Below are 23,510 nucleotides of genomic sequence, written 5' to 3'. Positions count from 1 at the left end.
TGATGCGAAGAATAGACCCTTCCACTGTTAATACTAAAAGCCCCCCTTCCCTGTTAAAAAGAGATAACTTCTTACATTTATATACAATCGTTTACTTCGGGTATCGGACACCCTCCCGAACCGGATGTTTAGCGCCTCAGCACTTCAAACAAAAAAAGCCTCCTATACGGAGGCTTCTTCACAGCGGCTCTCGCTGATCGTTCAACGGGGCACCTTAGCTCGCGTCTCCCGGTTCCGCTGCCGATCAAGGCTTCGGATTAATCATCCAGCCCGTCACGAATACCACCGCCAGGAAAAGGACATAAACCAGTTGGATCGCGAGAGCCCAAAGACACAGCTTTTTACTCCGGTTTCGCAGGAAAAGACCGGTTAGCGCGCTTAACGTGCTGGCGGCAAAAAGAAATTCAAGAACGTCCAGCGTCCACACATTAAACAGAAACGTGAGATTGATAACGGCCAGTTGAACCACCGCCAGACTGCAGGACATATACCCCGCCCACGATTCTTTGAGAAAAGGGCTGCCCGGCCTGCCGTTTTTTCCGTTTGCGGGCCTTTTCTTTTTAAAACCGACAAACCATGAAGTCAGTTCCATAACCGGACCTCCCCGACTTTAATTCCCCGGACCAGGGGGTTATTGCTCAGAGCGGCCAGATCCTTGACAGGCCCTGTCACGACAGCTCCATACGTTTTGATCCCGTTGTCTTTCAAATAACGGATTCTCTTATCCAGTTCCAGCGATTGGCTGCGGGAAAATAACGCCGCCATCTTTTCATAGTTTTTCAGAAAAACGAGGGTGTCCATAAACTGCTCCGCGTTTTCTTTCGTATCGTTAAAAGGCGACCACGCGTCCCAGTCCTCCTGTGCCGGATAGCCGATCGGTCCGATCACGCGGCCACCGCTGTCCACGCCCCGCTGCTCGAAGCCGGTGTCTACCGCATACCAGACGACTTCGACCGAGCCGCTTTGAAGCGCTTTGAGCGCTTCGTCCGTGCCGGTAACGCGGTTCAGCGAAACGTAGGCTTCGGCCACCGTTCCTTCCGGCAGCTTTTCAAGCCGGCGCCATTCCGTGCCCGTCAAATAGGGCAAGCTCGGAAACCCCGGATGAACGAGCATCCGGTTCTCTTCGGTCGAAACTTTCGGCAGCGGAGCATCCGTAAAGTACTCCACCTTCGGAAAACCGTTCGGCCTTCCGAGTATAAAGGACGCCGACTGCTTTCCCGCACGGATGTCCCGGTTCCCGACTTTTTTCCACAGCTCCATATCGACGGTTAGCGACAACGGATGCACCTGCGTTTCGATCTGCATCTCTTCCAAAGTCATATTCGGTTCGGTAACATAGACGGTTTTGTCCAGGACTTCGATCAATTTGTTCGCATTCAAGGACGGATGAAGCGCATAATAGACGAGTGTTCCCATATACGCTGCGGGCAAAATCAGCAGCAGGACGACAAGTGTAATCAGGGTGGAAGTCCATCTGGCCCTCCACTTGCTCCTGCCGATAATCATCTCCTCGCTTTGTTTTCCGGGAACATTTCCTCCCATCTCCTCTTCCAGCAGCGCGTTGTAAGCATCCAATTTATCGAGTTCTTCTTCCATTTCACGCTCGTCCGCTTCGGACAATGTTCCTTCTCTGAACGCTTTTAGGCGTTCTCTAAACGGATCTTGGTGGTTCATGGCCGGGCTCACTCTCCGTTCTTTTCATTTGCCGTAATTTCTGTCTCCCCCGGAAAAGCAGACTTTTTAACGTAGAAAGTTTCAGGTTCAAAACATCGGCCGCCGCCTGGCAGGACATTTCCTCCACATCACACAGCCGTACGGCATCCCGGTACTTATCCGGAAGCGAGGAAACCGCCTGCACAATTTCTTCTTTCCCTTCTTTCTCCAAAAAAGTTTGTTCGGTAGACCCCTTAACAGATACTTGAGCAAAAAATTCATCCTGTTTTAAATCCATCCGTTTGTGCTTGCGCAAATAGTCGATATACGTGTTTTTGGCCACCGTAAAAAGCCACGGTTTGATCCTTGTTCCGCTGTAATCCTCCAGGTTCACATACGCTCTATAGAAGGTTTCCTGAAGAATATCTTCCGTCAAATGGTGATCTTTACACAAGGAAAACAGATAAGCGTATAGGTCTTTGAAATACTTGCGGTAAATGTCTTCCAGACTCAACGATTCATTCATGTTCTCCTCCTTCGGTAAAAACACGGTTATCTCCTGTTAAAAGTTGCATAACCGGTTCGTCCAAACTTGCATCCAAACCAAAAAAAACCGTGCGGCGCACGGTTTTTAGCGATGAAACTCCACAAGGTTTTTTCTGTTTGTTCTATAGATAAGTTAGTCTCCGCCGATTAACCGGCCTATTCTTTCACCGCGCCTACCACGATGCCGGTTACGAAATAGCGCTGCAAGAAAGGATACACGAGCAAAATGGGCAGGGCGCTGATAAAGATTTGCGACGCCCGGATCGTACGCTGAGACAAGCTGGCAACGGCTGCCGGGTCCAGCTTCGACATGTCCGCCTGCACGATGATCGTCTGCATAAACGTGGCAAGCGGAAGCTTCTCCGAATCCCGGATATAGATGATCCCGTCGAAATACGAATTCCAATGCCCGACCATCATAAACAAGGAGACGGTAGCCACGACGGGCAGAGAAACCGGCAGGTACACGCTCAGGAACGTGCGGAACTGGCCGGCCCCGTCGATAAAAGCCGCTTCCTCCAGATCTTTGGGCACCGTGCGGAAGAAGTTCATGAGCAGAATAATGTTAAAGACACCCACCAGCCCGGGAAGAATAAGGGCCATCAACGTGTTCATTAGTCCGAGCTTCAGGATCAGAATATAGCTTGGAATAAGTCCCCCGCTGAACAGCATCGTCACGACAAAATACCAGAGATACAGATTGCGGGCACGGAATACGTGACTTTCTTTGGACAGCGCGTAGGCGGCAATGGTGTTCACGACCAGGGCCAGCGCCGTCCCGATCACGGTTCTCTGCACGGACACCCACAACGACGACAGGAAATTCGCGTTATCGAATGTTTTGGCGTAGGCTTCGAATGTAAAGCCGATCGGCCAGAAGGTGACCAGTCCCGCATTCGCCGGAGCCGAAGCACTGAGGGACACCATCAGCAGGTGATACAGAGGAAGCAGGCAAAGAATGGCCAGACCCGTTAAAAACACATTGTTGAACAGACTGAATATCCGGTATGGCAGTGTTTTATGATACATGCGCTCACTTCCCTTCTAGAAAATTCGGTACCCGGCAAACCGGTAGGCCAGTCTGTACGAGACCGCGATCAGGATCAGGCTGATAAACGATTTGAACAGACTGACGGCCGTGGCAAAGCTGAACTGCCCGCTGAGAAGACCTTCCCTGTACACGAACGTGTCGATAATATCGCCCTGCCGGTAAATGAGCGGGCTGTACAGGTTGAACACCTGGTCAAAGTTCGCGTTGAGCACGTTGCCGAGCGCCAGAGTCGCAATCACGATCGTAATCGGGATGAGCGCGGGAATCGTAATGTAGAACGTCTGCTTCCAGCGTCCGGCCCCGTCCACTTCTGCCGCTTCATACAGCGACGGGTTAATGCCTGAGAGCGCCGCCAGGAAGATGATCGTGTTAAAACCGAATTCCTTCCAGACGTCACTGAAAATGATCGTGAATCGGAACCAGCTGCCGTCTCCCAGGAAGAAAATCGGCTTGATGCCGAACACGGCAACAAGAAATTGGTTGATAAGTCCGGTCTGAGCGAGCATATCGATCAAGATTCCCGAAAGCGTCACCCAGGACAGAAAGTGCGGCAAATAGACGAGCGTTTGAATCGTTCTTTTCAGAGCCTTTTTCCGCACTTCGTTAAGCAGCAAAGCAAAGAAAAACGGAATGATCAGATTCACGACCATTTTCGAACAAGCGAAGAACAACGTGTTCCACGTAATTTTTAAAAAATAATCGTTTTCCCACATATACCGGAAATGCTTCAATCCGACCCAGGGAGAGCCCGAAATCCCCAGTGCCGGTTTATATTCCTGGAAAGCCATGATAATCCCCGACATGGGGATATACGAAAATATAAACACGAGAACGGCCGCCGGAAGGACCATCAAATGCAGGATCCATGGCTGCTTGTAGCCTTTTTGTCTGTCTGTGCGCCTGAATTTCCCGGCATTCACCTGCTGTACCGTGTTAGCTTCCATCGCTCTCTCCCGCCCCAAAAATTATTTTGTGTGTTCGATGAATCTCTGCTATAAATAGTAGCAAGCATTTCGGAAAGCTGACTATAGTACAATGTTAGGCTTCCATAGGGATTTATTAGGGGCAGGGTCTGGAGGAGATCGGAATGGGTTTGGGATTAGCGGGAATAGTTACGAAAGTCCGGGGAAAAGCGCGGTACAGATACAGTCTGTTTGCCAAAATGAACACCTTGATCATCGTTCTTTTTATCCCGATTATTCTTGTGTATACGTATTCAAACGACGTGACTTTCAATGTCGTCAGCACAGAGCTGCAGAAGTCCAGCACCAAACAGCTTACGTTTTTGTCGGGTCAGATCGATTCGCGCATCAGTCAGATGATGGATTTCAGCCTGGTCTTCGCGAAAGATCCGAATGTGAGTAAATTCAACGGATTGAATATATGGGAAGACCGCTACGACCGGATGCAGACGCGGTATGTCATTCAGGAGAAAATGGCGCTCCAGTCCCGGGTGACCGACATTTGGCCGGCCCGGTACGCGGTCTACTCCCAGCAGAACAAAGACGTCATCTCCAATTACAAATCGCCGGCCTTCGACGAGGACTATTTACAGAATAACAGGAGCGGGAAATGGACCTACGGGGACGGAAGCGGCAAAGCTCCGGGAGGGCTGGACGCTTTTTACTGGTTCTATAATGACTCTCTTGCCCAGCCCGGCATGTTGACGGGCAGCAGTCTCGTCATCGAAGCGAGCTTCAGCTATGAGAATATCCAGAATATGCTGGATACCTACAAAGCGGGCGGACAAGGCGATCCGTTTTTTTACCACAAAGGGGATACGCCGATCTTGAACCGCAGTGCGGATAAGCGCCTGTCGGAACAATTGATAAGCTACCTGGACGAGCACTCCCCCGACAATACGACGCAGCATGTCGTCAAGCTGGACGGCAAAAATTATCTGGTCAGCTCCGTAAAATCGTCCTACCTGGATTGGCATCTGGTTGATGTGGTTCCGCTCGATCAGATCCTGGGACCCATTTCGTTCAGCCGGGATCTGTTCTACTTCTCGATGTTCCTCCTGTTCGTTGTCGGCATTTCGGCCTCGATTCTGCTGTACCGGAACGTCCAGAAGCCGATTCTCAAGCTGATCAACGGACTGCGCCGTGTTCAGCGCGGAGACTATTCCGTCCGTCTGCATACCCGGGACCACAACGAATTTTCGTTCCTGTTCTACCGGTTTAACGATATGTCCCGCCAGATCCAGGACCTGATCGAGAACGTGTTCAACGAGAAAATTCGTGCCCGGGAAGCGACGCTCAAACAGCTTCAGGCTCAAATTAATCCTCATTTCCTGTATAACTGCCTGGGCTACATTATTAACATGGCCCAGATGAAAGATGAGGAAGCCGTCGTCGCGATGGCTTATAATTTGAGCGCCTATTACCGCTATACCACGAGGATGGAACGGGAGACGGCCTCTCTCGAAGAAGAGATCAAGCTGCTTGTCAACTATCTCGATATCCAGAAGCTCCGGAACGGCCGGATCGACTACCGGATCGACATTCCCGAAGAAATGCGCAGCCAGTCCGTTCCGCGCCTGATACTCCAGCCGATTGTGGAAAACTCCGTCATTCACGGAGTCGGCAAATCCTATACCTCCGGCGAAATCCGGATCACCGGCGAGATATCGGACGGCTTCTGCAGAATCTATGTCGATGACGACGGACCGGGATTGAATGCCGAGCAGGAGTCGGCGCTGAACCGGAAAATGCGGGAGCCGCTGCAGGAAGAAATGGGCTGCGGCTTGTGGAACACGAATCAGCGCATCATGCACCAATTCGGCAGCCGGTCTTATCTGGCTTTCGTCAAATCGCCTCTTGGCGGACTCCGGACCGAAATCGTCTGGGAGCTCCCTCCTGCCGCACATATATCCGACTATTCGAGACCTCAAGGAGACCTTAGACATGCAAATGATCATCGTTGACGATGAAGCCCACTGGGTAGACAACCTGTCCCTGCACAAGCCGTGGCACGAACTCGGAATCGAACAGGTGCACCGGGCTTACTCCGCCCACGAGGCGCTGCAAATCATCGATACCCATCCGATCGATATCGTGATCTCGGACGTTCAGATGCCCGAAATGACCGGCATCGAGCTGATCGAACGAATAAGAATCCGCGACAAGAAGATGAAGTGCATCATCCTGTCCGGACATTCGGAATTCGAATACGCCAAAAAAGCGCTCCGGCACAACGCCGTCGATTATCTGCTTAAGCCGCCTACCGACCAGGAGCTGTTCGGCGCCGTCAAAACCGCGATGGATCAGCTCAAGGCGGAATGGGAACTGATCAGCTCGCTGGAGCGCACCCGGCATACGCTTCGCGAGAATTTGCCTATTCTGCGCGGACAGCTTCTGCTCGATGCCCTGCAAGGCCGTCGGCTGTCCACGGACGAATGGCACCGGAAGCTCAGCGACTACGGGCTGCCGTTCCATTTTGAGAACAGCGCGTTAATGCTCGTCAGGCTCGAAGAAGAATTCGGCCGGTACAAGAACAACGGACAGCCCTTGATCGAATATGCAATCATGAATATGGCCGAGGAGATCATGGGCGAATTCATGGAAGTGTGGGGCGTCAAGGAGGAGCACGGCTATCTGGTGTTTCTCCTGCAGCTCAAAGAATCCGCCGGCGGCGCCGGTCAAGAAACCCTCCTGGAGAAGCTTTCCCAGCAGCTCCAGCACAAAGTGAAGCAGTTCCTGAAAGGCTCCCTCTCCATCGTCATCACGGAATGGTTCGCCTTTCCGGAGCAGCTGCCCGACCGTTTCCGGCAGGCTTCCTCCTATTTCCGGGAAATCGTTGGCGACGAACGGGATTTCGTTGTACGCGTCAACGAAGTCGACCACACGCCGGCGCAGGGGCCGCTGAACGCGCTGTACGTTCCCCCCTCCCTCATTAACCTGCTGGAGGCCGGTCACTGGGATGCGGCGGAAGCCAAGCTGGCGGCCGTTTGTACGGAGCTGGAGGAGAAATGGCCGGAATCCTGGGAGCACTGCATGGAAGCCGGATTCCTCATCACCGCTTCCTTCAGCAATCTCGCCCACCGCAGCGGCTATACGCTTACGAAGCTGCTCGGGCCAGAAGATATGGGAGCGCTGCAAAGCGGAGAGGCTTTTGTCACCATCAAAAAACTCGGAAAATGGTCGCTGAGCGTGCTTACCAAGCTCAAAGAAGTCAGCTCCAGCAGCGTCAAGGACAGCCGCTCGCAGTACGTGAAGAAGATACAGGAGTATGCGGATAAACATTTGCACGAAGACGTCTCCCTGCGGGCTTTGGCGGACCATATCAATTTGCATCCGACCCACTTGTCCAAAATATACAAGATCGAGACGGGCGAAGGCATCAGCGAGTATATCTCCCGGCTTCGCATGGAACGCGCCTGTCATCTGCTCAAAGCCACCGGCAAGAAAGTGTATGAAATCAGCATGGAAATCGGCTACATGGACCCGGCCTATTTTATCAAAGTGTTCAAGCGCCATTTCGGGGTTACCCCCCAGGAATACCGTGACGGGGCTTTATTACCATGACAGATTCCTATCGAAACTAACAAACTCATATAGATGCTTTCCCCGGAAAATTGATACAGTAACACTTGTAAGGATCACACAAGTAGGGGGAAATGACGAATGGTCAAGTTCAGGAAATTGGGATCGGTTCTCATCACGGCGGGACTTGTCACGCTTACGGCCTGCGGCGGAGCATCCAATGACACATCGAAAGGCAGTCCTGCTTCCTCCGGAGCCGAAGCCGCCTTCTCCAAAGGAAAATATGATCCGCCGATTGAAATCAGCTCGGTGCTGATGCCCAAGAAGTACGTTCAGGGCGACACCAAGGAGAACAACGTCCACGATCGGTGGATGCTAGAAACGTTAGGCATTAAACATAAGGATACCTGGTATCCGGCCAATGATGACCAATATAAGCAAAAGCTTCAGCTTGCGATCGCTTCGGGTGAAAAACTGCCTGATTTCGTATCCGTGCCGACCAATCCGGTCCTGACCAATCAGCTCATCGATTCCGGCCAGTTCATGCCGATTGACGAGCTTTTCGACAAGTACGCCAACAAAATTTTAAAAGATCATTCCGCAGCGCATCCGGAATTATGGTATCCGTTCACGAGAGACGGCAAGAAATACAACATGCCGATTCTCGAGTATACCGACAATGACGACACCCTGCTGTGGCTGCGCGAAGACTGGATGGAAAAGCTGAACCTTCAGGCGCCTAAGACGATTGCCGATCTGGAAAATATCATGGACAAATTCAAAAACCAAAACCCGGACGGTCTCGCTCCGAAAGACGTTTTTCCCCTAGCTATATCGCTGAAAAACAATACGAACACTTGGATGGGGTCGCTTGACTGGCTGTTCGGCGCATACGGAACGATCCAGGAGCAGTGGAACAAGGACGCTTCCGGCAGCCTTGAGTACGGCTCCACCAACCCCGGCGCCAAAGAAGCCCTCGCCAAGCTGAAAGAATGGATGGACAAAGGCTACATCCATACGGATTCCGCTTTGTGGGACGAAGCCAAATCGGCGGAAAGCTGGACCAAGGGTACCGCAGGCATTCTGCCCGGAGCCAACTGGGTACCGGACTGGCCCGCACCGGATTTGCTTAAAAACGTAAAAGGCGCGAAATATAAAGCCTATCCGATACCTGCCGGACCTAACGGCCAAATCGGGACGAAATGGCAAAATTCCGGCGTTAACGCCAGTATCATGATCAACAAAGACGCCAAACATCCGGAAGCGATCTTCCTGTATTACAACTACCTGCTCGACAACCTGGCTAACCCGGCAGCCGGAAGCAACTATGAATACGGCTTTGCAAAAGGCTACGACTGGGATCTCATCGACGGGAAACCGACCAGCGACAAAGAGAAAATCAAAGATTTCTCGAATGAGTTCCCGTTCTTGACCGGTCCTGCCCGAATTCCGGATCTGTATATGAAAACGCTCGTGAAACTCGCCGACGGTAAAACACCGGAGACCCCTTACGAGAAGCAGATGGCCGAATTCCGCAAACCGGAAAACTGGGCCGCGGCCAAAGTCGTCATGTCCCAGCGGGACATCCGCAAGCAGAACTATTTTACAGGTGCGGCTACGCCGACGATGGTGTCCAAGTGGAACCTTCTCCGTCAATCGGAAATGGAAACGTTCAACAAAATTATTTACGGCAAACTGCCCATCACGGCTTTTGACGAATTTGTCGCCAACTGGAAAGCAAACGGCGGCGAGCAAATTACGAAAGAAGTCAACGACTGGTATAAGTCGGTCTCGTCCAAATAGCGGTTTCACCGAAAAAAGCCCGGCAAACGGATCGCTTGACGATCCGCTGCCGGGCTTTTTGGTATGCGGAAGTCCGGAACTTACCTCCGGACTTCCGTTTTTTTCGTGTGCTTATCGTGCTTCTAATACCGTCCTTACCGGTCCGTCCCGCAATCACTCCCAGATCGTCTCAGTTCCCTTGACTGCCGTCTTCGGCAAGAAACGCATCCACGTGACGGGTGTATTTCTCGTACCACGCTTCCCATTCCTTCTTCCGGGAGGGAATTTCCTCTCCGTCCAACAGGAGCCGGACCACCTCCAGGCATACGTGCCAGCCTGCGAGGTCTTTCGGGGTATGCGCGGTTATGGCTTGCAGCTTTTCGATCAAAACCAAATGGCATCCTTCCTGTTCGGGATACAGTTCAAAACGTACCCGGTCCTCTCCCCACGTATATTCGAATATAGAGGGAGGGTGCAGCTCCAGGATGTCCAGTTTTTCAAAGCTGCCGTCCGGCATATTGAATCGGATAAATCCGCCTTCACGCAGTTCCCCTACCTCCAGCTCGGAAAACCAGCGGGACAGCTTGTCATTCTCCGTAAGCATGGACCACAACGCCTCAGCGGAATGCCCAAAAGAACGGTCAAAACGTGCGACGTATCCGTCCGGGTCCTTTTCAAGAATCGCCAGCATCATAATCTCCTCCTGGTTAACCTCCACAATTTCAGATCATTTCGACGGCGACCGTCTGACCGGTTGTTCTTCTGTTAGTTTATCAGTCGGGGATGTAAAAACAAAATGGCTAAGCATTTTCGAACAATATCTTCTTTTCAAAGAAAATTAATAAAGGATTATACCATCTAGTCATCAATCTACCAGATATAGTAATTAGGATCATCTATTGGAATCCCCAAAAAGATTCTAGTATATGGGTGTACTTCTATTTAGTTGTAATAGAGTAAACGCTTGGGCGATTACGACTAGCGCTCCGAAAAAAATTAACGAAAGAAGGTCATTTGATGAAAAAAATCGGTATTTCACTGCTCTCCCTCTTTACGTTCCTGTTCTTTGCCTCGTCTGCTTTTGCCGTCACCGGACAAGGCGCCGCGCGTCTGATCACGACCACCAAGCATACGGCGATCCAGGGGACGCTGACGATCCCGAGTACTTGGAATGTATCGAATGACGGCAGTTACATCGCGTTCTACCTCGGGCTGGACGTCGTATGCGAAGGCGGCATTTCATTTAAGCCTTCCACGGGCTGGAACAAATTCCTGAACTGCGGCGGCGGCGAAGGAAGTGCCTCGAACAAAACGGCGCCGCTGACTGTCCAGCCCAACCCCGGGGATACAATCTCCCTGAAGCTGGTCAATAACTTGAACGACACCGCCACTCTCTATGTAAACGGCGTCGCGGCTTATATAAACCTTCCGGTCGCGAATGCGGGTGCGCTTAAAGCGGCAACAACCGTAAAAATGGTTCATTCCACGCTGGATAACCAGGACAAAAACAGCTACACCAACGCTTCTTTCAGCAACGTGCTCGTGCAATCGCAATCCGGCGGTAGCTACACCGCTTTCCCGAGCAATATTTCTCCGGACTTCCCGCTCGGCGGCCAAGGGGATTATGTGATCAATTCGAGCAATCCGCTGGGCACCACGTTAAAAGCCGGCAAATAAAACGACGGCTTTATGATCGGACGGCAGCGCCATCCGTGTCCGAAGCGGCTCGTACACCGCTTACCTTCCTAAAAAGAACCGCTTTGCGCGGTTCTTTTTTGATTTTATGGGATGAAACCGGAATTTCTAAACTAAAAGATTAAAGTGCTAAGATAATCTTTATGTACGCCGACTCCCTAAAATCCCCGCGATATCGCCGCTTCCTTATCACTTGCATCCATGTTGTATAGTGAGGATATAGGAAGAAAGGAGAGGTTGATATGTACGTTAAGCATGAGCGGCCCGCCCCTGTGGAGTATGCCGAGTTGAGGAGACTCACAGGGTTAGCTCCCTTGGAAGAAGCCGCAGCCGCGGCCGGTTTGAGCGGCTCCATTTTCACGGTTGTTGCCCGTGACGAGAAATCCCGGCTCATGGGAATGGGAAGAATCGTCGGGGACGGAGCCTGCTATTTTCAAGTGGTGGACATACTGGTGCATCCTTCTTGCCGGGATCAAAGAACGGGTACCGAAGAGACGCTTATGAAGGAAATTGTCCGTTACCTGGAAGAGAATACGTCTGAAGGTTCCCAGGTGATTGTCATCTCGGATACGCCGGGAATCCGGTTGTACCAATCGTTCGGGTTTAAGCTTATGTACCCGGACTTTTACGGAATGTCGAGAATTTCCCGGCAGCCGGTTTAAAAGGCGTGGAAGATTAGTCTCAGGGGAGTCACGGGTGAGCTTCGGTTCGCTCCTGTGAGCAAATGCTTGCCGGCGTGTCTGAAGCTTCCCCTCCCATAGAGCCGCCCGGCGAACCCCGTCCCCGCACGAGTAAAAAGGTTCCTGAACCTGCCTTGAGAACAAGGTGGTACACGAACCTTTTTTGGTCTGGCATCCCGTACCGGAACGTAGCGCTCCTACCCCATCATCTGCTTCACAAGCTCGCGGTTCCGCTTCTTGAAGATGTCGTTGTGGGAAGAAACCATGCCGGTTTTATCCGAGCCGGGCTGGATATACTGCTTCGCCTGGTTGACCGCATTCGCCGCGTCCTGGAAAGCGCCTGCGATTAAATGCAGCTTGCCGTCATGCTTCAAAATATCCCCGGCCGCATAAAGCCCTTCCACGGTCGAGACGCTCGAAGCATTGCCCGCAATGTAGAAATCGTCCGCAAGCTCAATATCCAGCCCGCTGCTTTTGAGCAGAGTGCTGTCCCGTTCATAGCCGTGATTGATGATCACTTCATCGACCGGCACATGTGTAAGCTCACCCGTCAGGTGATTCGTCAGTTCGACATACTCGATAATGTCATGGCTGGAAGCCGCGATCAGCCTCGTGATCGACGAATTCAGGAAGCAGACGGCGGAGCCTTCCATCAGCTGTTTAACCTGAGCTTCATGCCCGGTTAGCGCATCTTTGCGGTGGGTCAGATACACCTGCTTCGCTACGGATTCCAGCTCGTTCGCCCAGTCGACCGCCGAATTTCCGCCCCCGGAAATGATCACCGTCTTGTCCTTGAAGCGCTGCAGCGATTTCACCGTGTAGTTCAAGTTCGAAACCTCGTACCGCTCCGCTCCCTCGATTTGCAGCCTTTGCGGCTTCAAAATTCCTCCGCCGACAGCCACGATCACCGTTTTGGAATAATGCGTTTGCCCGGATGCGGTATGTAAAACAAAATTTCCTTCGTCGTCGCGGTTAATCGACTCCACCTTCTCATTCAGCACCACTTCGGGACGGAACGTCAACCCCTGTTCCACCAGCTTTTCAATGAGCTGGGCCCCGGTAAGAGGCGTATGTCCCCCGACATCCCAGATCATCTTCTCCGGGTACACATGAATTTTCCCGCCCAAATGCGGCTGAAACTCGATGATCTTCGTTTTGAGTTCCCTTAACCCACTATAGAAAGCGGAGTAGAGACCCGCCGGCCCCCCTCCAATGACGGTTACATCGAATAGTTCTTTCTCGTTCATGTTCCCTCACTCCTTGCCTTAGAGTTGTGATTGATTATCATTCTCAATAAAATATACGATCTTTTCTTGAATTTTACAAGTCAAAATGCAGGTTGACAAATGTTTGCCCCCCCTTTAAAGTAGTTATGTACTGATGATGATAATCATTATCAATGAAAAGGTATTTATTTTTACACAGCTACTGGGGGTTGCATCATGGTTCGCCTATATACAGATGAACTGAATATTGGGTATGGGGAACGTTTAATCGTTAAAAATTTGAGCGTATCGTTTCCCGACAAAAAAATCACGACGATTATCGGCGCCAACGGCTGCGGCAAATCGACGCTGTTGAAAGCCGCGACCCGGATTATTTCCCATCAGTCGGGCTCTATCCTTCTGGACGGCGAACTGATTTCCAAGGAAAACACTAAAGTTTTGGCCCGAAAAATGGCCATCCTCCCCCAGTCTCCGGAAAGCGCAAACGGGCTTACGGTCGGCGAACTCGTATCCTACGGCCGGTTTCCGTATCAGACGGGCTTCGGCCGGTTATCGAAGAAGGACTACGAGGTCATCGATTGGGCGCTTGAGGTCACGGGCACGAATGAGTTCAAGTACCGCCCCGTCGACGCCTTGTCGGGAGGACAGCGGCAGCGCGTCTGGATCGCCATGGCGCTGGCTCAGGAGACGGACATTATTTTCCTTGACGAGCCCACCACGTACCTCGATATGGCGCATCAGCTGGAAGTTCTTGAGCTTCTGCAAAAGCTGAACCTGGAGCAGGGGCGCACCATTGTCATGGTCCTTCACGACCTCAACCAAGCCGCCCGGTTCGCCGACTATATCATCGCCCTTAAAGACGGCGAAGTCGTAAAGGCCGGGAATTGCGAAGAAGTAATAAGCCATGAAGTTCTGAAGCAAGTGTTTCAGATCGATGCGGAGATCGGCCGCGATCCGCGTACGAACAAGCCGATGTGCTGCACCTATAATTTAATAAAGGGAGATTGACATCATGAAAAAACTTCTGCTACCCATTCTGCTCGTTCTGGTTCTCGCTCTATCCGCCTGCGGCGCCAAGCGGGAAACCACCGCCGATAAAGGAGGCGCTTCGGACAACAAACAACCTGCGACCATCACCTACCAGTCCGAAAGCGGTCCGGTTGAAGTTCCCGCAAACCCCCAGCGTGTTATCGTGCTTTCGTCCTTCACCGGTAACGTGATGGCTCTCAACGTAAACCTGGCGGGCGTGGATTCCTGGTCCAAAAAGAATCCCCGTTTCGACAAATTAAAGGACGTTCAAGAAGTTTCCGACGAAAGTCTGGAGAAAATCATCGAGCTGAAGCCGGATCTGATCATCGGCCTCTCCAATATCAAAAACGCCGACAAGCTGAAACAGATCGCCCCTACCGTTACCTTTACATACGGAAAAGTCGATTATCTCACGCAGCATCTGGAGATCGGCAAACTGCTCAATAAAGAAAAAGAGGCTAAAGCTTGGGTCGACGATTTCAAAAAACGGGCGGCCAAGGCCGGAGACGAGATTAAAGCCAAAATCGGAGCGGATAAGACGATTTCCGTCATTGAAAGCTTCGACAAACAGCTGTACGTCTTCGGCGATAACTGGGGACGCGGCACGGAAATCCTCTATCAGGAAATGAAGTTGAAAATGCCCGATAAAGTGAAAGAAATGGCGCTCAAAGACGGCTACTACGCTTTATCGGCCGAAGTGCTGCCGCAGTATGCCGGCGATTATGTCATCTTCAGTAAAAATCCGGATGCCGATCATTCGTTCCAGCAGACGGAAACGTACAAAAACATCCCGGCGGTTAAAAACGGCCATGTGTTTGAAGCAAACGCCAAAGAGTTTTACTTCAACGATCCGCTTACCCTCGATTATCAGCTCGATTTCTTTATCAAGAATCTCGGCAAATAAGCAGCGCCACCCTGAAGGGATTCTTTCTCGAAAGAATTCCTTCTTCCATTCCAGTACAGAAAAGATGAGACGGATGAACAAACAAAACCCGCGTATCCTACCTTTTTCATTCAAGCTTGCAGCAGGTATCTTCGTATTTGCCGGCCTGTTTATGGCGGCTATGCTTTTCGGCGCGGCCGATGTCACCGTGAAGGATGTCTGGCTTGCTCTCACCTCTTCCTCCACGAACGGGCAGATCACCCTCCTCCGAGAAATTCGGCTCCCCCGCGAGGTTGCCGCCATTTTCGTCGGAGCGGCGCTGGCCGTATCCGGAGCCGTCATGCAGGGCATGACCCGCAACCCGCTGGCCGACCCCGGCCTGCTCGGCTTAACCGCCGGCGCGAACGCCGCGCTCGCCTTCACGATCGCGTTCGTCCCGGCGGTGGGCTACTTCGGGATCATGGCGGCTTGCTTCGTCGGAGCCGTCATCGGGGCCGGACTCGTTTTCGGCATCGGGACACTCAAAAAAGGCGGATTCTCTCCGCTCAGAATCGTACTGGCGGGCGCCTCCGTGTCCGCTTTCCTGTACGCCGTTTCCGAAGGCATCGGGCTTGTTTTCAAAATCTCGAAAGATGTGTCCATGTGGACCGCAGGCGGTCTGGTCGGTACGACCTGGGGCCAGCTTCAGGCCATCGCCCCTTTTATCGCGGCAGGGATACTTATCTCACTCGTTCTCTCGAAGCAGCTCACCATTCTCAGCTTGAGCGAAGAGGTTGCCGTAGGGCTGGGCCAGAAGACGCTCCGGGTGAAAGCGATCCTTTTTGTGGTCGTCGTTCTGCTCGCCGGCGCTTCCGTCGCTCTCGTCGGAAATATGGCGTTTATCGGCCTGCTGGTTCCCCATATCGTCCGTGCCATCGTCGGAACCGATTACCGGCTCATCTTACCCATGTCGGCCGTATGCGGCGCGTCTTTCATGCTCTTCGCCGACACGCTCGCGCGGACTATCCATGCCCCCTACGAAACGCCTGCGGCCGCGATCGTAGCTATGCTGGGTCTGCCTTTCTTCCTGCTCATTGAACGCAAAGGAGGGAGAGCCCTGTCATGATCCATCCTTCTCTAATCAGAAAACAGCGGCTTCTGGTCGCGGGCGCTATCGTGCTTATTGCGTTAACCATCCTGGCCGGAATGGGCCTCGGGTATTCTTCCCTGTCGTACGACCGACTGCTTCCCACCCTGCTTGGGCAAGGCTCTTTCAAAGAAAATTTTGTCTTGTTCTCCATACGGCTGCCGCGGATTATCATCACCCTTCTGGCGGGAATGGGACTTGCCCTGTCCGGAGCGGTTCTCCAGGGCATTACCCGCAACGACCTGGCCGATCCGGGTATTATCGGGATTAATTCCGGCGCCGGCGTCGCCATTGCCGTTTTCTTTTTATTCGTTCCGATCGATCCCGGATCTTTCGTCTATCTGCTGCCTGTCGTCGCTTTCCTGGGCGCTCTGATTACCGCCTGCCTGATCTACCTGCTGTCGTACAGCCGAAAAACCGGCCTGCAGCCCGTAAGACTCGTACTGATCGGCGTAGGATTTTCCATGGCGCTGTCCGGCGTCATGATTGTGATCATCTCGTCCGCGGAACGGGTCAAGGTCGATTTCATCGCGAAATGGCTGGCCGGAAGCATCTGGGGAGCGGATTGGCCGTTTATCGGCGCCATTCTCCCTTGGCTGGTCCTCCTCATCCCGTTCGTCCTGTACAAAGCCAACCGCCTGAACCTGCTCGGCATGAGCGAAAGCGTCGCGGTCGGCGTCGGCGTCGCGGTCGAAAAGGAGCGGGCCGTCTTGCTGCTTGCTGCCATCGCACTGGCGGCCTCCGTCGTTTCCGTAACAGGCGGGATCTCCTTTATCGGTCTTATGGCGCCGCATATCGCGAAATCGCTCGTAGGCCCTAGAAACCAGATGTTTATTCCCCTCGCCATCCTGCTCGGCGGCTGGATGCTTCTCGTTGCCGATACGATCGGCCGCAATATTATCGAGCCCGACGGCATCGCGGCGGGGATTATGGTCGCCTTGATCGGCGCTCCTTACTTCATCTATTTATTGCTGAAAAAATAAAAGAACCCGTCAGCGCAGAGGCTGACGGGTTCTTTTCTGTGCCCGGATTCGGTAAAGCGCGATCTCCTTACTCATTTCAGAAGATCGGGACCGATCAGTTTTGGAAAAACCGGCGGGCAAAATTGAGTAAGCCGCCCGGTTCAGTGGCTTTTTGCCGGTAAAATTCCGGGTTCCGATCCAGCCGGTAGAGCCGGGCGGCAAAACAACCCCGGAAACGTTTGTGGGGGATTAATACCGCGATATCCCGCCCCTTGTGCGTAAAGGAGTCTACACGGCCACGGATTTGATCAGCGTCCCCTTGACGATAATCCGGTGGGTCGGATTTTTCATCGGGTGGCAAGTGATGAGAGTAATTTCACTATCCTTGCCGTTGCCTTGAAGTACCTCCACCTGATGCGGCAGTACGTACCGCTTCTCTTTGACTTGGTAAATAAACTTCCCGGATGAAGTGTCCACTTCGATCGTATCGCCGACGGCCACTTCATCCAGCCGGTTAAAGTTTTTTCCGTAAGTGAAGTTTCGGTGACCGGCAATGGCATAGTTTCCGATTTGCCCCGGTTTCCCCGTATTGGAGATGCTTGCGAGAGAAATCTTCATGTTTTCTGTAGTGGCGTCTGTCAGAACGGGGAGCTTCAACTGGATTTTGTCGATCACCAGGACCCCCTCCACGTGTTTACCGCCCGTCGCAAGTGAAATCGGGTCTTCCGCTGCGCTCGGAGCTTGTCCGGCAGAAGAAGCGTCTGTTTCGTTCTCCGGCTCCGATTGGTCGATAATCCTCAAATTGGTCTGCCACTGCTCCAGCAGCCTGCTCTGCTGTATATTCTCGTATCGGTCCTGCAGAGTCGGATACAGAAAGACAGCGATGCCCAGGATCACGCACAGCAGAGGGAGTATCCGTTTTGTCATCTGAACGCCCCGCTTTGATTTTAATTTTAGTCCCGTTTCTTTCCCCCGTAGAAAAACCCTTTAAGCAAACCCGTTTAGTCTCTAAACAAAGTTTACTTAAAGGGTGTCCATCCTTCAATAGCCGCCTTTTATTTTTTTAGGGCTAACTTTCTTCTCCAAAGCAGTCCGAGCACAATTAAAGCGATACCTGCGGCTTGTACACTCCAACGGCCGGTTTCACCCGTTTGAGGAAGTACGGCCGCCGGTAGGTTACCTTGTCCAGTAATCGGCTTTGTCTGCACCGTGACATCCAGAAGCGCAAGGGTCGTTTCGTTGCCTTGGCTGTCCTTGGCCGCTACGGTAAAGCGGTCCTTGCCTGTATAGCCTGGATCGGGGGTATACGTCCAACGGCCGTTTTCGTCAATCGTCACTTTGCCGTGTTCCGGCTGCTTGCCGATCAACGGCTTCTGCCCTTCCGGTACATCGACTTTTCCTCCGGTAGGCGTATCTTTGTCCGTTGTGACTTTACCTGCGGCCGGAGAGGACGTTGGCTCCGGAGTTGGCGTCACCGACGGTGTCGGTGTTGGCGTCACCGGCGGTGTCGGCGTCGGGGTTACCGACGGTGTCGGCGTTGGCGTCACCGACGGTGTCGGCGTCGGCGTCACCGATGGTGTCGGCGTCGGTGTTATCGACGGTGTCGGCGTTGGCGTCACCGATGGTGTCGGCGTCGGTGTTGGTGTCTCCGACGACGAATTATCGGACGGTGACGACGACGGTGTCGGTGTTGGCGTCACCGGCGGTGTCGGTGTCGGTGTCACCGGCGGTGTCGGTGTTGGTGTCACCGGCGGTGTCGGTGTCGGTGTCACCGGCGGTGTTGGTGTCGGTGTCACCGGCGGTGTCGGTGTTGGCGTCACCGGCGGTGTCGGTGTTGGTGTCACCGGCGGTGTAGGTGTCGGTGTCGGTACGGACACCTTGGCGTTTGTCACGTTCAGTGTGAAGCCGGCTGTGGAATTAATCGTAACGGGACGGTCGGTATTGTCAAGCACATAACCGGACGGCGCCGCTTTCTCTTTGATGATATAATCGCCGGCCAGCAGCTTTTTAAAGATCAATGTGCCTGTCGAATCCGTTGTTCCGCTATCAATCAGGGAACGCGAGCTTCCGGATTTGCGGTACAGTTCGAACACGGCACCCTGAAGCAAGTGCGAAGAGTCGGCCGCATCCGTTTTTTTGACGGTAAGCGAACCTCTGATCCCGCTGCCTGTACCGGAACCGCTGGATACTCCGACGATGATGCTGTCGGTGGTTTCTTTCGATACCACGCTTACGTTATTTCCGCTAAAGCTGACTTTGTTGGAAACCGTATCCTGATCGTTCGCAACGATTAAAGACTGATAGTCCAGAACGTAAGGCGCTGTAATTTCATGCAGGAAGCTTAGCTCGAACGTCTGCTTGCCATCGTCGTCCGTCAATATCACAAGCTTGTAATCATTCCCTTTGGCAGCCTCGGTGCTTTTGACAACGTCTCCGTTAGCGGCTACAGTCGTCGTGTACAATCGGAACGATTCCGGCATGAGCAGTTGGTTCTCTGTAGGCGTATCCACGATTTTGGCATCCGCTACCGTAGATTGTCCCCGGTTGATATGAATGGTCCAGTTGATTTTGTCTCCGCTTTGGGAACCGGTTTTGTTGACGTACTCGCCGCCTTTCGGAATCGTCACCTTGGCGGTCAATTTCTCCGATACGGGAGCGGTAGCGTCGAACAATTCCGCCGTGTTGTTAACCGTGCTGTCGATAAGCTCCCCGTCCAAACTCGTTTTATAAACAATATAGAACGGAGTGGAGGATGGCTTAAGAAGCGTCACCACCAGCTTATTCGCACTGTCAACCGAATAGCTGTACTCGGAGCTGTCGATGATCGTACCCAGGGAAGGGTTTCCGTTCGCTGCAATATTCATCGTATACAGAGCAAGCGAGCCCGGGACCAGAGTTTGTTTCGATTCGAGAAGGTCTTCGACGCTCGGGCTTGTGAGAGGCTTTCCGTTGTAGTTGACGCCGATTGTCCAGCTTAGCTGTTTCGTCGAGGCATTGTACGAACCGTTTTTGAATCCGTTGTTTTTAGCCTCGCTGCGCGGGGTGAAAGTAGCCGATACGGACTTTGTTTGCGCTGCGGATGTGCTGTCTTTCCACGTGATGCCCGCATTGTTCACAAAGTTCTTCGTGCTGCCCGGAGGCGTAATCCAATCGAAATTGTACTCCGTTTTATAGCTGATCGTAACGGTCTCCGAGAAAGGACCCGCGAAGGTCAGCTTGAATCCGGAATCTTCCGTTACCGTACCGTCCAGCGTATAGTCGCCAGGGCTGTTCAAAACCGTGCTTCCCTGCTTGACTTTAAACGTGCCCGGTACGATCTTCATCCCCTTATTCGGGAACGCATCCGTAATGACGACTTCGCTCATGGGCTGCTTATCGCCGTTTACCGTTAATGTCCAAGAAGCCGTTTTGTCCTGATAATTAGCGGCATCCATGCTCTTAATCAGCACGACCTGTTTGATTGTACGGCTATCGGTCGCACTGTCTCCGCTTCCCGACGTCACTTTATTGGCGATGGTTCCGTCGGCGATCACGCGGTCGGCCGTCTTGGTCTGATAGGCCACTTTATAAGCGGTGCTAACCGGCTGATTGAACTGCAGCTTAAACCCGTTCTTACCGGCAGCGGATGCGGATGTCACCGTATAATCGCCGGCCGGAATTTCGCCGCCGACCGTTTCGTTACCTGCGTTATCCAGCGTAACCGGGTACACTTTGACCGAGTTCGCTACCAGTTCGTGAGCATTGTCGAACAAATCGGTCAGAACGGCGTTCGTCTGGGATATCGCTCTTTCGTTGTAATTATACTTGATGGCCCAGCCGATCGTTTGTGTGGCCGCGTCGTAGCTTACGGAGCTCTTGCTGAGCGCGCTTCCGCGCTGTACGGTTACGGTCGCGCTCGCGCTGACCGCGCTCTGGTTGCTGCCCTTAAACGTGGCCGTGTTGTTAAATGTCGCCGGTGAGCCGTCCGTTACGGGCGTAGTAAACTGAACGCGGTACGCGGTCGTAATCGGACTATCGGCAAAACTCACCTTTACCGTTCCGCCCGATGTGTCCAAGGTATACTTGCCGGGATCGACAAGCGCCCCCTGAACGACCGTACCGTCCAGATTTACGTCCAGGTTATAAACCGCGGCTGTAACCGGAACGGAAAGTCCCGCCGGAAGCGGATCTGTCATCACCGCATTTTCGACGGATTTTAATTCTTTGTTAACGTCCACGGTCCAATCGATATGTTTAGCATTGTATCCCTGGGGAACACCGCTTTTTCCGATTGTCGAGGCAACGTTAGGTTTAAACTGGAGTGAAATGACCTGCTCTCCGCCTTTAATCGGAATTTTAATTTTCTGAAGGGTCGAGCCGGTTATCTTCTGTTTGTCAAACTGGGTTTGGATCGTTAAAATCCCGCGTACGTCATCATGTGTCTCTATGTAGGAGTTGAAGGTCATCACTACTTGACGGGTATCCTTGTTGACCGTAAACGAACCCACGTCATCGGATTCAATGAGAAGAGGTCCGCTTATGTTGTTGAAAAGAAGAAACTCCGTAGGCAGGGTGAAACGGAACGTATCCCCGTCCTTGTAACCGTGCCCGTCAGGCAGAGACCAATGATAATCCACCTGCACTTTGGAGCCCTGTTCGTAAACATTGTCAGTCACGACGTTACCGGCCTTGTCGTACACGGCCAAGGTTACGCTGTCCAAAATAGATCCGGTAATACCGGCCGCATTCGCCGCGCTCCACTGGCCGAATCCGTTAAAAACCTGGACGAAGACCAGCAGCGCAACAAGTGCAGCGCTAATTTTTTGCTTCAGCATGAACGTTTCACGCCTCCATTCCCTCATTTATTTGCTGAAGTCAATATCACCTTATGTTTGTAGTTAACTTGCAAGAGCATCGATCACCTGCGCCGTGCAGGAAGAAGACTCCGAGACGCTGAAGACGTCCGGCTCCTCATCTCTTCGGACAAGTGCATACAAAGTGGACAGAGACTTCAACGGTGATTTTTTTTGCCGTCCGGCATCATCAGGGTCTGATCTCTCCTGTTTCTCTCCTTTCTCCCGATCCGTTTATGCCGCAAAAAGGCACACTTTGTATTGTAGCGCGGCCATCTCGACAAAATCTAAACAACGGGAGCGGCACAAAAAAACCGGCCTGTATATACAGCCCGGTTTTCCTGATAAGCGGCTTGCCGAAAAAAGGACGGCCTCCTGTTCAAAGCACACTTGCGGCGCCTTCCCTCCACTCTTCCATCCACATTTGAACGGAACCCTCGGGAAGCACGTCCATTTCTTTGAGCAGCGCGCCCAGCCGGTTGAATTGTTCTTCTACGGCCTTGCGGTCCCTAAGAGAAGCATACAGCTTCATCAGCGGGAAATAGCTGCCTTCGAAGTGCGGGTATTTCTCCTGCATCCGGCTGTAAATCATGACGGCTTCATTAACCTGGCCATGACCGGCATAAAATTCTCCCAGCTTCCGCGCATGCTCGATCCACAAAATGCGCAGCCGCTGCCGCTCATTCTCCGCCCAGAGATAATCGCAATCCGCCAGAAAGTCTCCGGGATACAGATCCAGCACCTTGCGATGCTCCGCCGCATTGCCGGTATGAACGGCTTCCAGCCGGCTCAGATCCTGCTCCCATTCCTCCGAGTCGATCCGGATGTCTCCGGCGTCCAGTATATAACCTTCTTTTATGTTCATACTCCGGATTCCGATATCCGTTCCCGTATGTTTTAACGCCTGCCGGATATGATAGATCGTCGTATACAGATGTGCGGCCGCTTTCTTGGCCTCCATATCCGGCCAGAACATCTCCTGCAGGTCGCTTTTACGGATAGCCTGTCCACGGTGATGAATCAAGTAGGCGAAGAGCTCCTGCGCTTTGGCGGTACGCCACTTCAACCGCTCTACGGTACCGTTCAGGCGTTCGAATTGTATCGTCTGCAGCAGACGAATCCGCATGGAGCGGGACGAATCGTCCGTACGGGCGCGGCGGAAGAGCTGCGTTTTATCCGTCAGACGCTGGACGGTTTTTAAGAGCCGTTCCTTTCGCAGCGGCTTCATCACATAGTCGACAGCGTTCAAATCAAACGCGTGAACAGCGTATTTATCGTAGGCCGTAACAAATACGATGTCCAATTCCGGGCAAACCTCCTGCAGAAGCTCGGCCGCTTGTATCCCGGATTTACCGGGCAGATGTATATCGATGAACGCTACATCCGGCTGCAGCCCTTCGGCCTTGGCTATCGCTTCGTCCGCATCCGAATAGGAACCCGCCACTTCAATTCCCGGGATTGCTTCCAGCATGCGGTTCATCTGCAAAGCGGCAAGGGGCTCGTCTTCCAGAATTATCGCTTTTAACATCCTCAGTCCCTCCGAATCAGACTCTATTCTTTC

Annotated in this window: 19 protein-coding genes; 9 read left to right on the top strand and 10 right to left on the bottom strand. The window is 52.6% G+C overall.

The features are described from left to right. Window positions 1-244: 244 nt before the first annotated feature. From ABH899_RS14170 to ABH899_RS14150, 5 genes are all read right to left on the bottom strand, one after another. Window positions 245-592 (bottom strand): hypothetical protein, encoded by a 348-nt coding sequence (locus ABH899_RS14170; protein ID WP_369997186.1) that lies wholly within the window; start codon window positions 590-592, stop codon window positions 245-247. Then, window positions 583-1,674, bottom strand: a complete 1,092-nt coding sequence (locus ABH899_RS14165; protein ID WP_369997183.1) for an anti-sigma factor — start codon at window positions 1,672-1,674, stop codon at window positions 583-585. The genes ABH899_RS14170 and ABH899_RS14165 overlap by 10 nt, the downstream gene beginning before the upstream one ends. After that, on the bottom strand, window positions 1,652-2,179 hold the full coding sequence (locus tag ABH899_RS14160; protein ID WP_369997180.1) for a sigma-70 family RNA polymerase sigma factor: 528 nt from the start codon (window positions 2,177-2,179) through the stop codon (window positions 1,652-1,654). Before ABH899_RS14160 ends, ABH899_RS14165 begins: the two co-directional genes overlap by 23 nt. 176 nt (window positions 2,180-2,355) lie before the next feature. Next, window positions 2,356-3,228: a carbohydrate ABC transporter permease gene (locus ABH899_RS14155; RefSeq protein ID WP_369997177.1), complete on the bottom strand. Its 873-nt coding sequence runs from the start codon at window positions 3,226-3,228 to the stop codon at window positions 2,356-2,358. Window positions 3,229-3,243: 15 nt separating this feature from the next. Then, complete coding sequence (locus ABH899_RS14150) at window positions 3,244-4,194, bottom strand: ABC transporter permease (protein ID WP_369997175.1); 951 nt, start codon at window positions 4,192-4,194, stop codon at window positions 3,244-3,246. A 143-nt stretch (window positions 4,195-4,337) separates the two neighbouring features. Between ABH899_RS14150 and ABH899_RS14145 the strand changes: the two genes are divergently transcribed. From ABH899_RS14145 to ABH899_RS14135, 3 genes are all read left to right on the top strand, one after another. Beyond that, on the top strand, window positions 4,338-6,176 hold the full coding sequence (locus tag ABH899_RS14145) for a cache domain-containing sensor histidine kinase (RefSeq protein WP_369997172.1): 1,839 nt from the start codon (window positions 4,338-4,340) through the stop codon (window positions 6,174-6,176). Next, window positions 6,157-7,776, top strand: a complete 1,620-nt coding sequence (locus ABH899_RS14140) for a response regulator transcription factor (protein ID WP_369997169.1) — start codon at window positions 6,157-6,159, stop codon at window positions 7,774-7,776. The genes ABH899_RS14145 and ABH899_RS14140 overlap by 20 nt, the downstream gene beginning before the upstream one ends. Window positions 7,777-7,875: 99 nt before the next feature. Then, window positions 7,876-9,537, top strand: a complete 1,662-nt coding sequence (locus tag ABH899_RS14135) for an extracellular solute-binding protein (protein WP_369997166.1) — start codon at window positions 7,876-7,878, stop codon at window positions 9,535-9,537. A gap of 169 nt (window positions 9,538-9,706) precedes the next feature. Here ABH899_RS14135 and ABH899_RS14130 read toward each other — a convergent pair whose 3' ends face one another. Continuing rightward, entirely contained in the window at window positions 9,707-10,210 is a 504-nt protein-coding gene (locus ABH899_RS14130) for an SRPBCC family protein (RefSeq protein WP_369997163.1), read from the bottom strand. Window positions 10,211-10,533: 323 nt separating this feature from the next. Here ABH899_RS14130 and ABH899_RS14125 point away from each other — a divergent pair, with 323 nt between their 5' ends. Continuing rightward, window positions 10,534-11,193, top strand: coding sequence for a hypothetical protein (locus ABH899_RS14125; protein ID WP_369997160.1), 660 nt, complete (start codon window positions 10,534-10,536; stop codon window positions 11,191-11,193). A 260-nt stretch (window positions 11,194-11,453) separates the two neighbouring features. After that, on the top strand, window positions 11,454-11,873 hold the full coding sequence (locus tag ABH899_RS14120; RefSeq protein ID WP_369997158.1) for a GNAT family N-acetyltransferase: 420 nt from the start codon (window positions 11,454-11,456) through the stop codon (window positions 11,871-11,873). Between the two features lie 215 nt (window positions 11,874-12,088). On the opposite strand, the gene ABH899_RS14115 is transcribed toward ABH899_RS14120, so the two are convergent. Then, window positions 12,089-13,138: an NAD(P)/FAD-dependent oxidoreductase gene (locus tag ABH899_RS14115; RefSeq protein WP_369997155.1), complete on the bottom strand. Its 1,050-nt coding sequence runs from the start codon at window positions 13,136-13,138 to the stop codon at window positions 12,089-12,091. A 195-nt stretch (window positions 13,139-13,333) separates the two neighbouring features. Here ABH899_RS14115 and ABH899_RS14110 point away from each other — a divergent pair, with 195 nt between their 5' ends. From ABH899_RS14110 to ABH899_RS14095, 4 genes are all read left to right on the top strand, one after another. Next, window positions 13,334-14,125, top strand: coding sequence for an ABC transporter ATP-binding protein (locus ABH899_RS14110; RefSeq protein ID WP_009674244.1), 792 nt, complete (start codon window positions 13,334-13,336; stop codon window positions 14,123-14,125). Window positions 14,126-14,129: 4 nt separating this feature from the next. Beyond that, window positions 14,130-15,050, top strand: coding sequence for an iron-hydroxamate ABC transporter substrate-binding protein (locus tag ABH899_RS14105; protein ID WP_009674252.1), 921 nt, complete (start codon window positions 14,130-14,132; stop codon window positions 15,048-15,050). Between the two features lie 73 nt (window positions 15,051-15,123). Continuing rightward, a complete protein-coding gene (locus ABH899_RS14100) occupies window positions 15,124-16,134 on the top strand; it encodes a FecCD family ABC transporter permease (protein WP_369997150.1) in 1,011 nt (336 codons plus the stop codon). Then, a complete protein-coding gene (locus tag ABH899_RS14095) occupies window positions 16,131-17,138 on the top strand; it encodes a FecCD family ABC transporter permease (protein WP_009674253.1) in 1,008 nt (335 codons plus the stop codon). The genes ABH899_RS14100 and ABH899_RS14095 overlap by 4 nt, the downstream gene beginning before the upstream one ends. Before the next feature lie 267 nt (window positions 17,139-17,405). On the opposite strand, the gene ABH899_RS14090 is transcribed toward ABH899_RS14095, so the two are convergent. The 3 genes from ABH899_RS14090 to ABH899_RS14080 form a co-directional block, all read right to left on the bottom strand. Further along, entirely contained in the window at window positions 17,406-18,044 is a 639-nt protein-coding gene (locus tag ABH899_RS14090; RefSeq protein ID WP_369997147.1) for a class D sortase, read from the bottom strand. Between the two features lie 128 nt (window positions 18,045-18,172). Further along, window positions 18,173-21,931, bottom strand: a complete 3,759-nt coding sequence (locus ABH899_RS14085) for a collagen binding domain-containing protein (protein WP_369997144.1) — start codon at window positions 21,929-21,931, stop codon at window positions 18,173-18,175. 397 nt (window positions 21,932-22,328) lie between these two features. Further along, the gene (locus ABH899_RS14080) at window positions 22,329-23,477 is read right to left on the bottom strand and encodes a response regulator (protein WP_369997141.1); all 1,149 of its coding nucleotides are present in this window, start codon (window positions 23,475-23,477) and stop codon (window positions 22,329-22,331) included. Window positions 23,478-23,510: the final 33 nt, after the last annotated feature.

Origin of the sequence: Paenibacillus sp. RC84 (assembly GCF_041260495.1) — a bacterium.
In the GTDB taxonomy this organism is placed as follows: domain Bacteria; phylum Bacillota; class Bacilli; order Paenibacillales; family NBRC-103111; genus Paenibacillus_F.
Note: the sequence above shows the minus strand (reverse complement) of the source record. Positions and strands in the feature narration are given on the sequence as shown.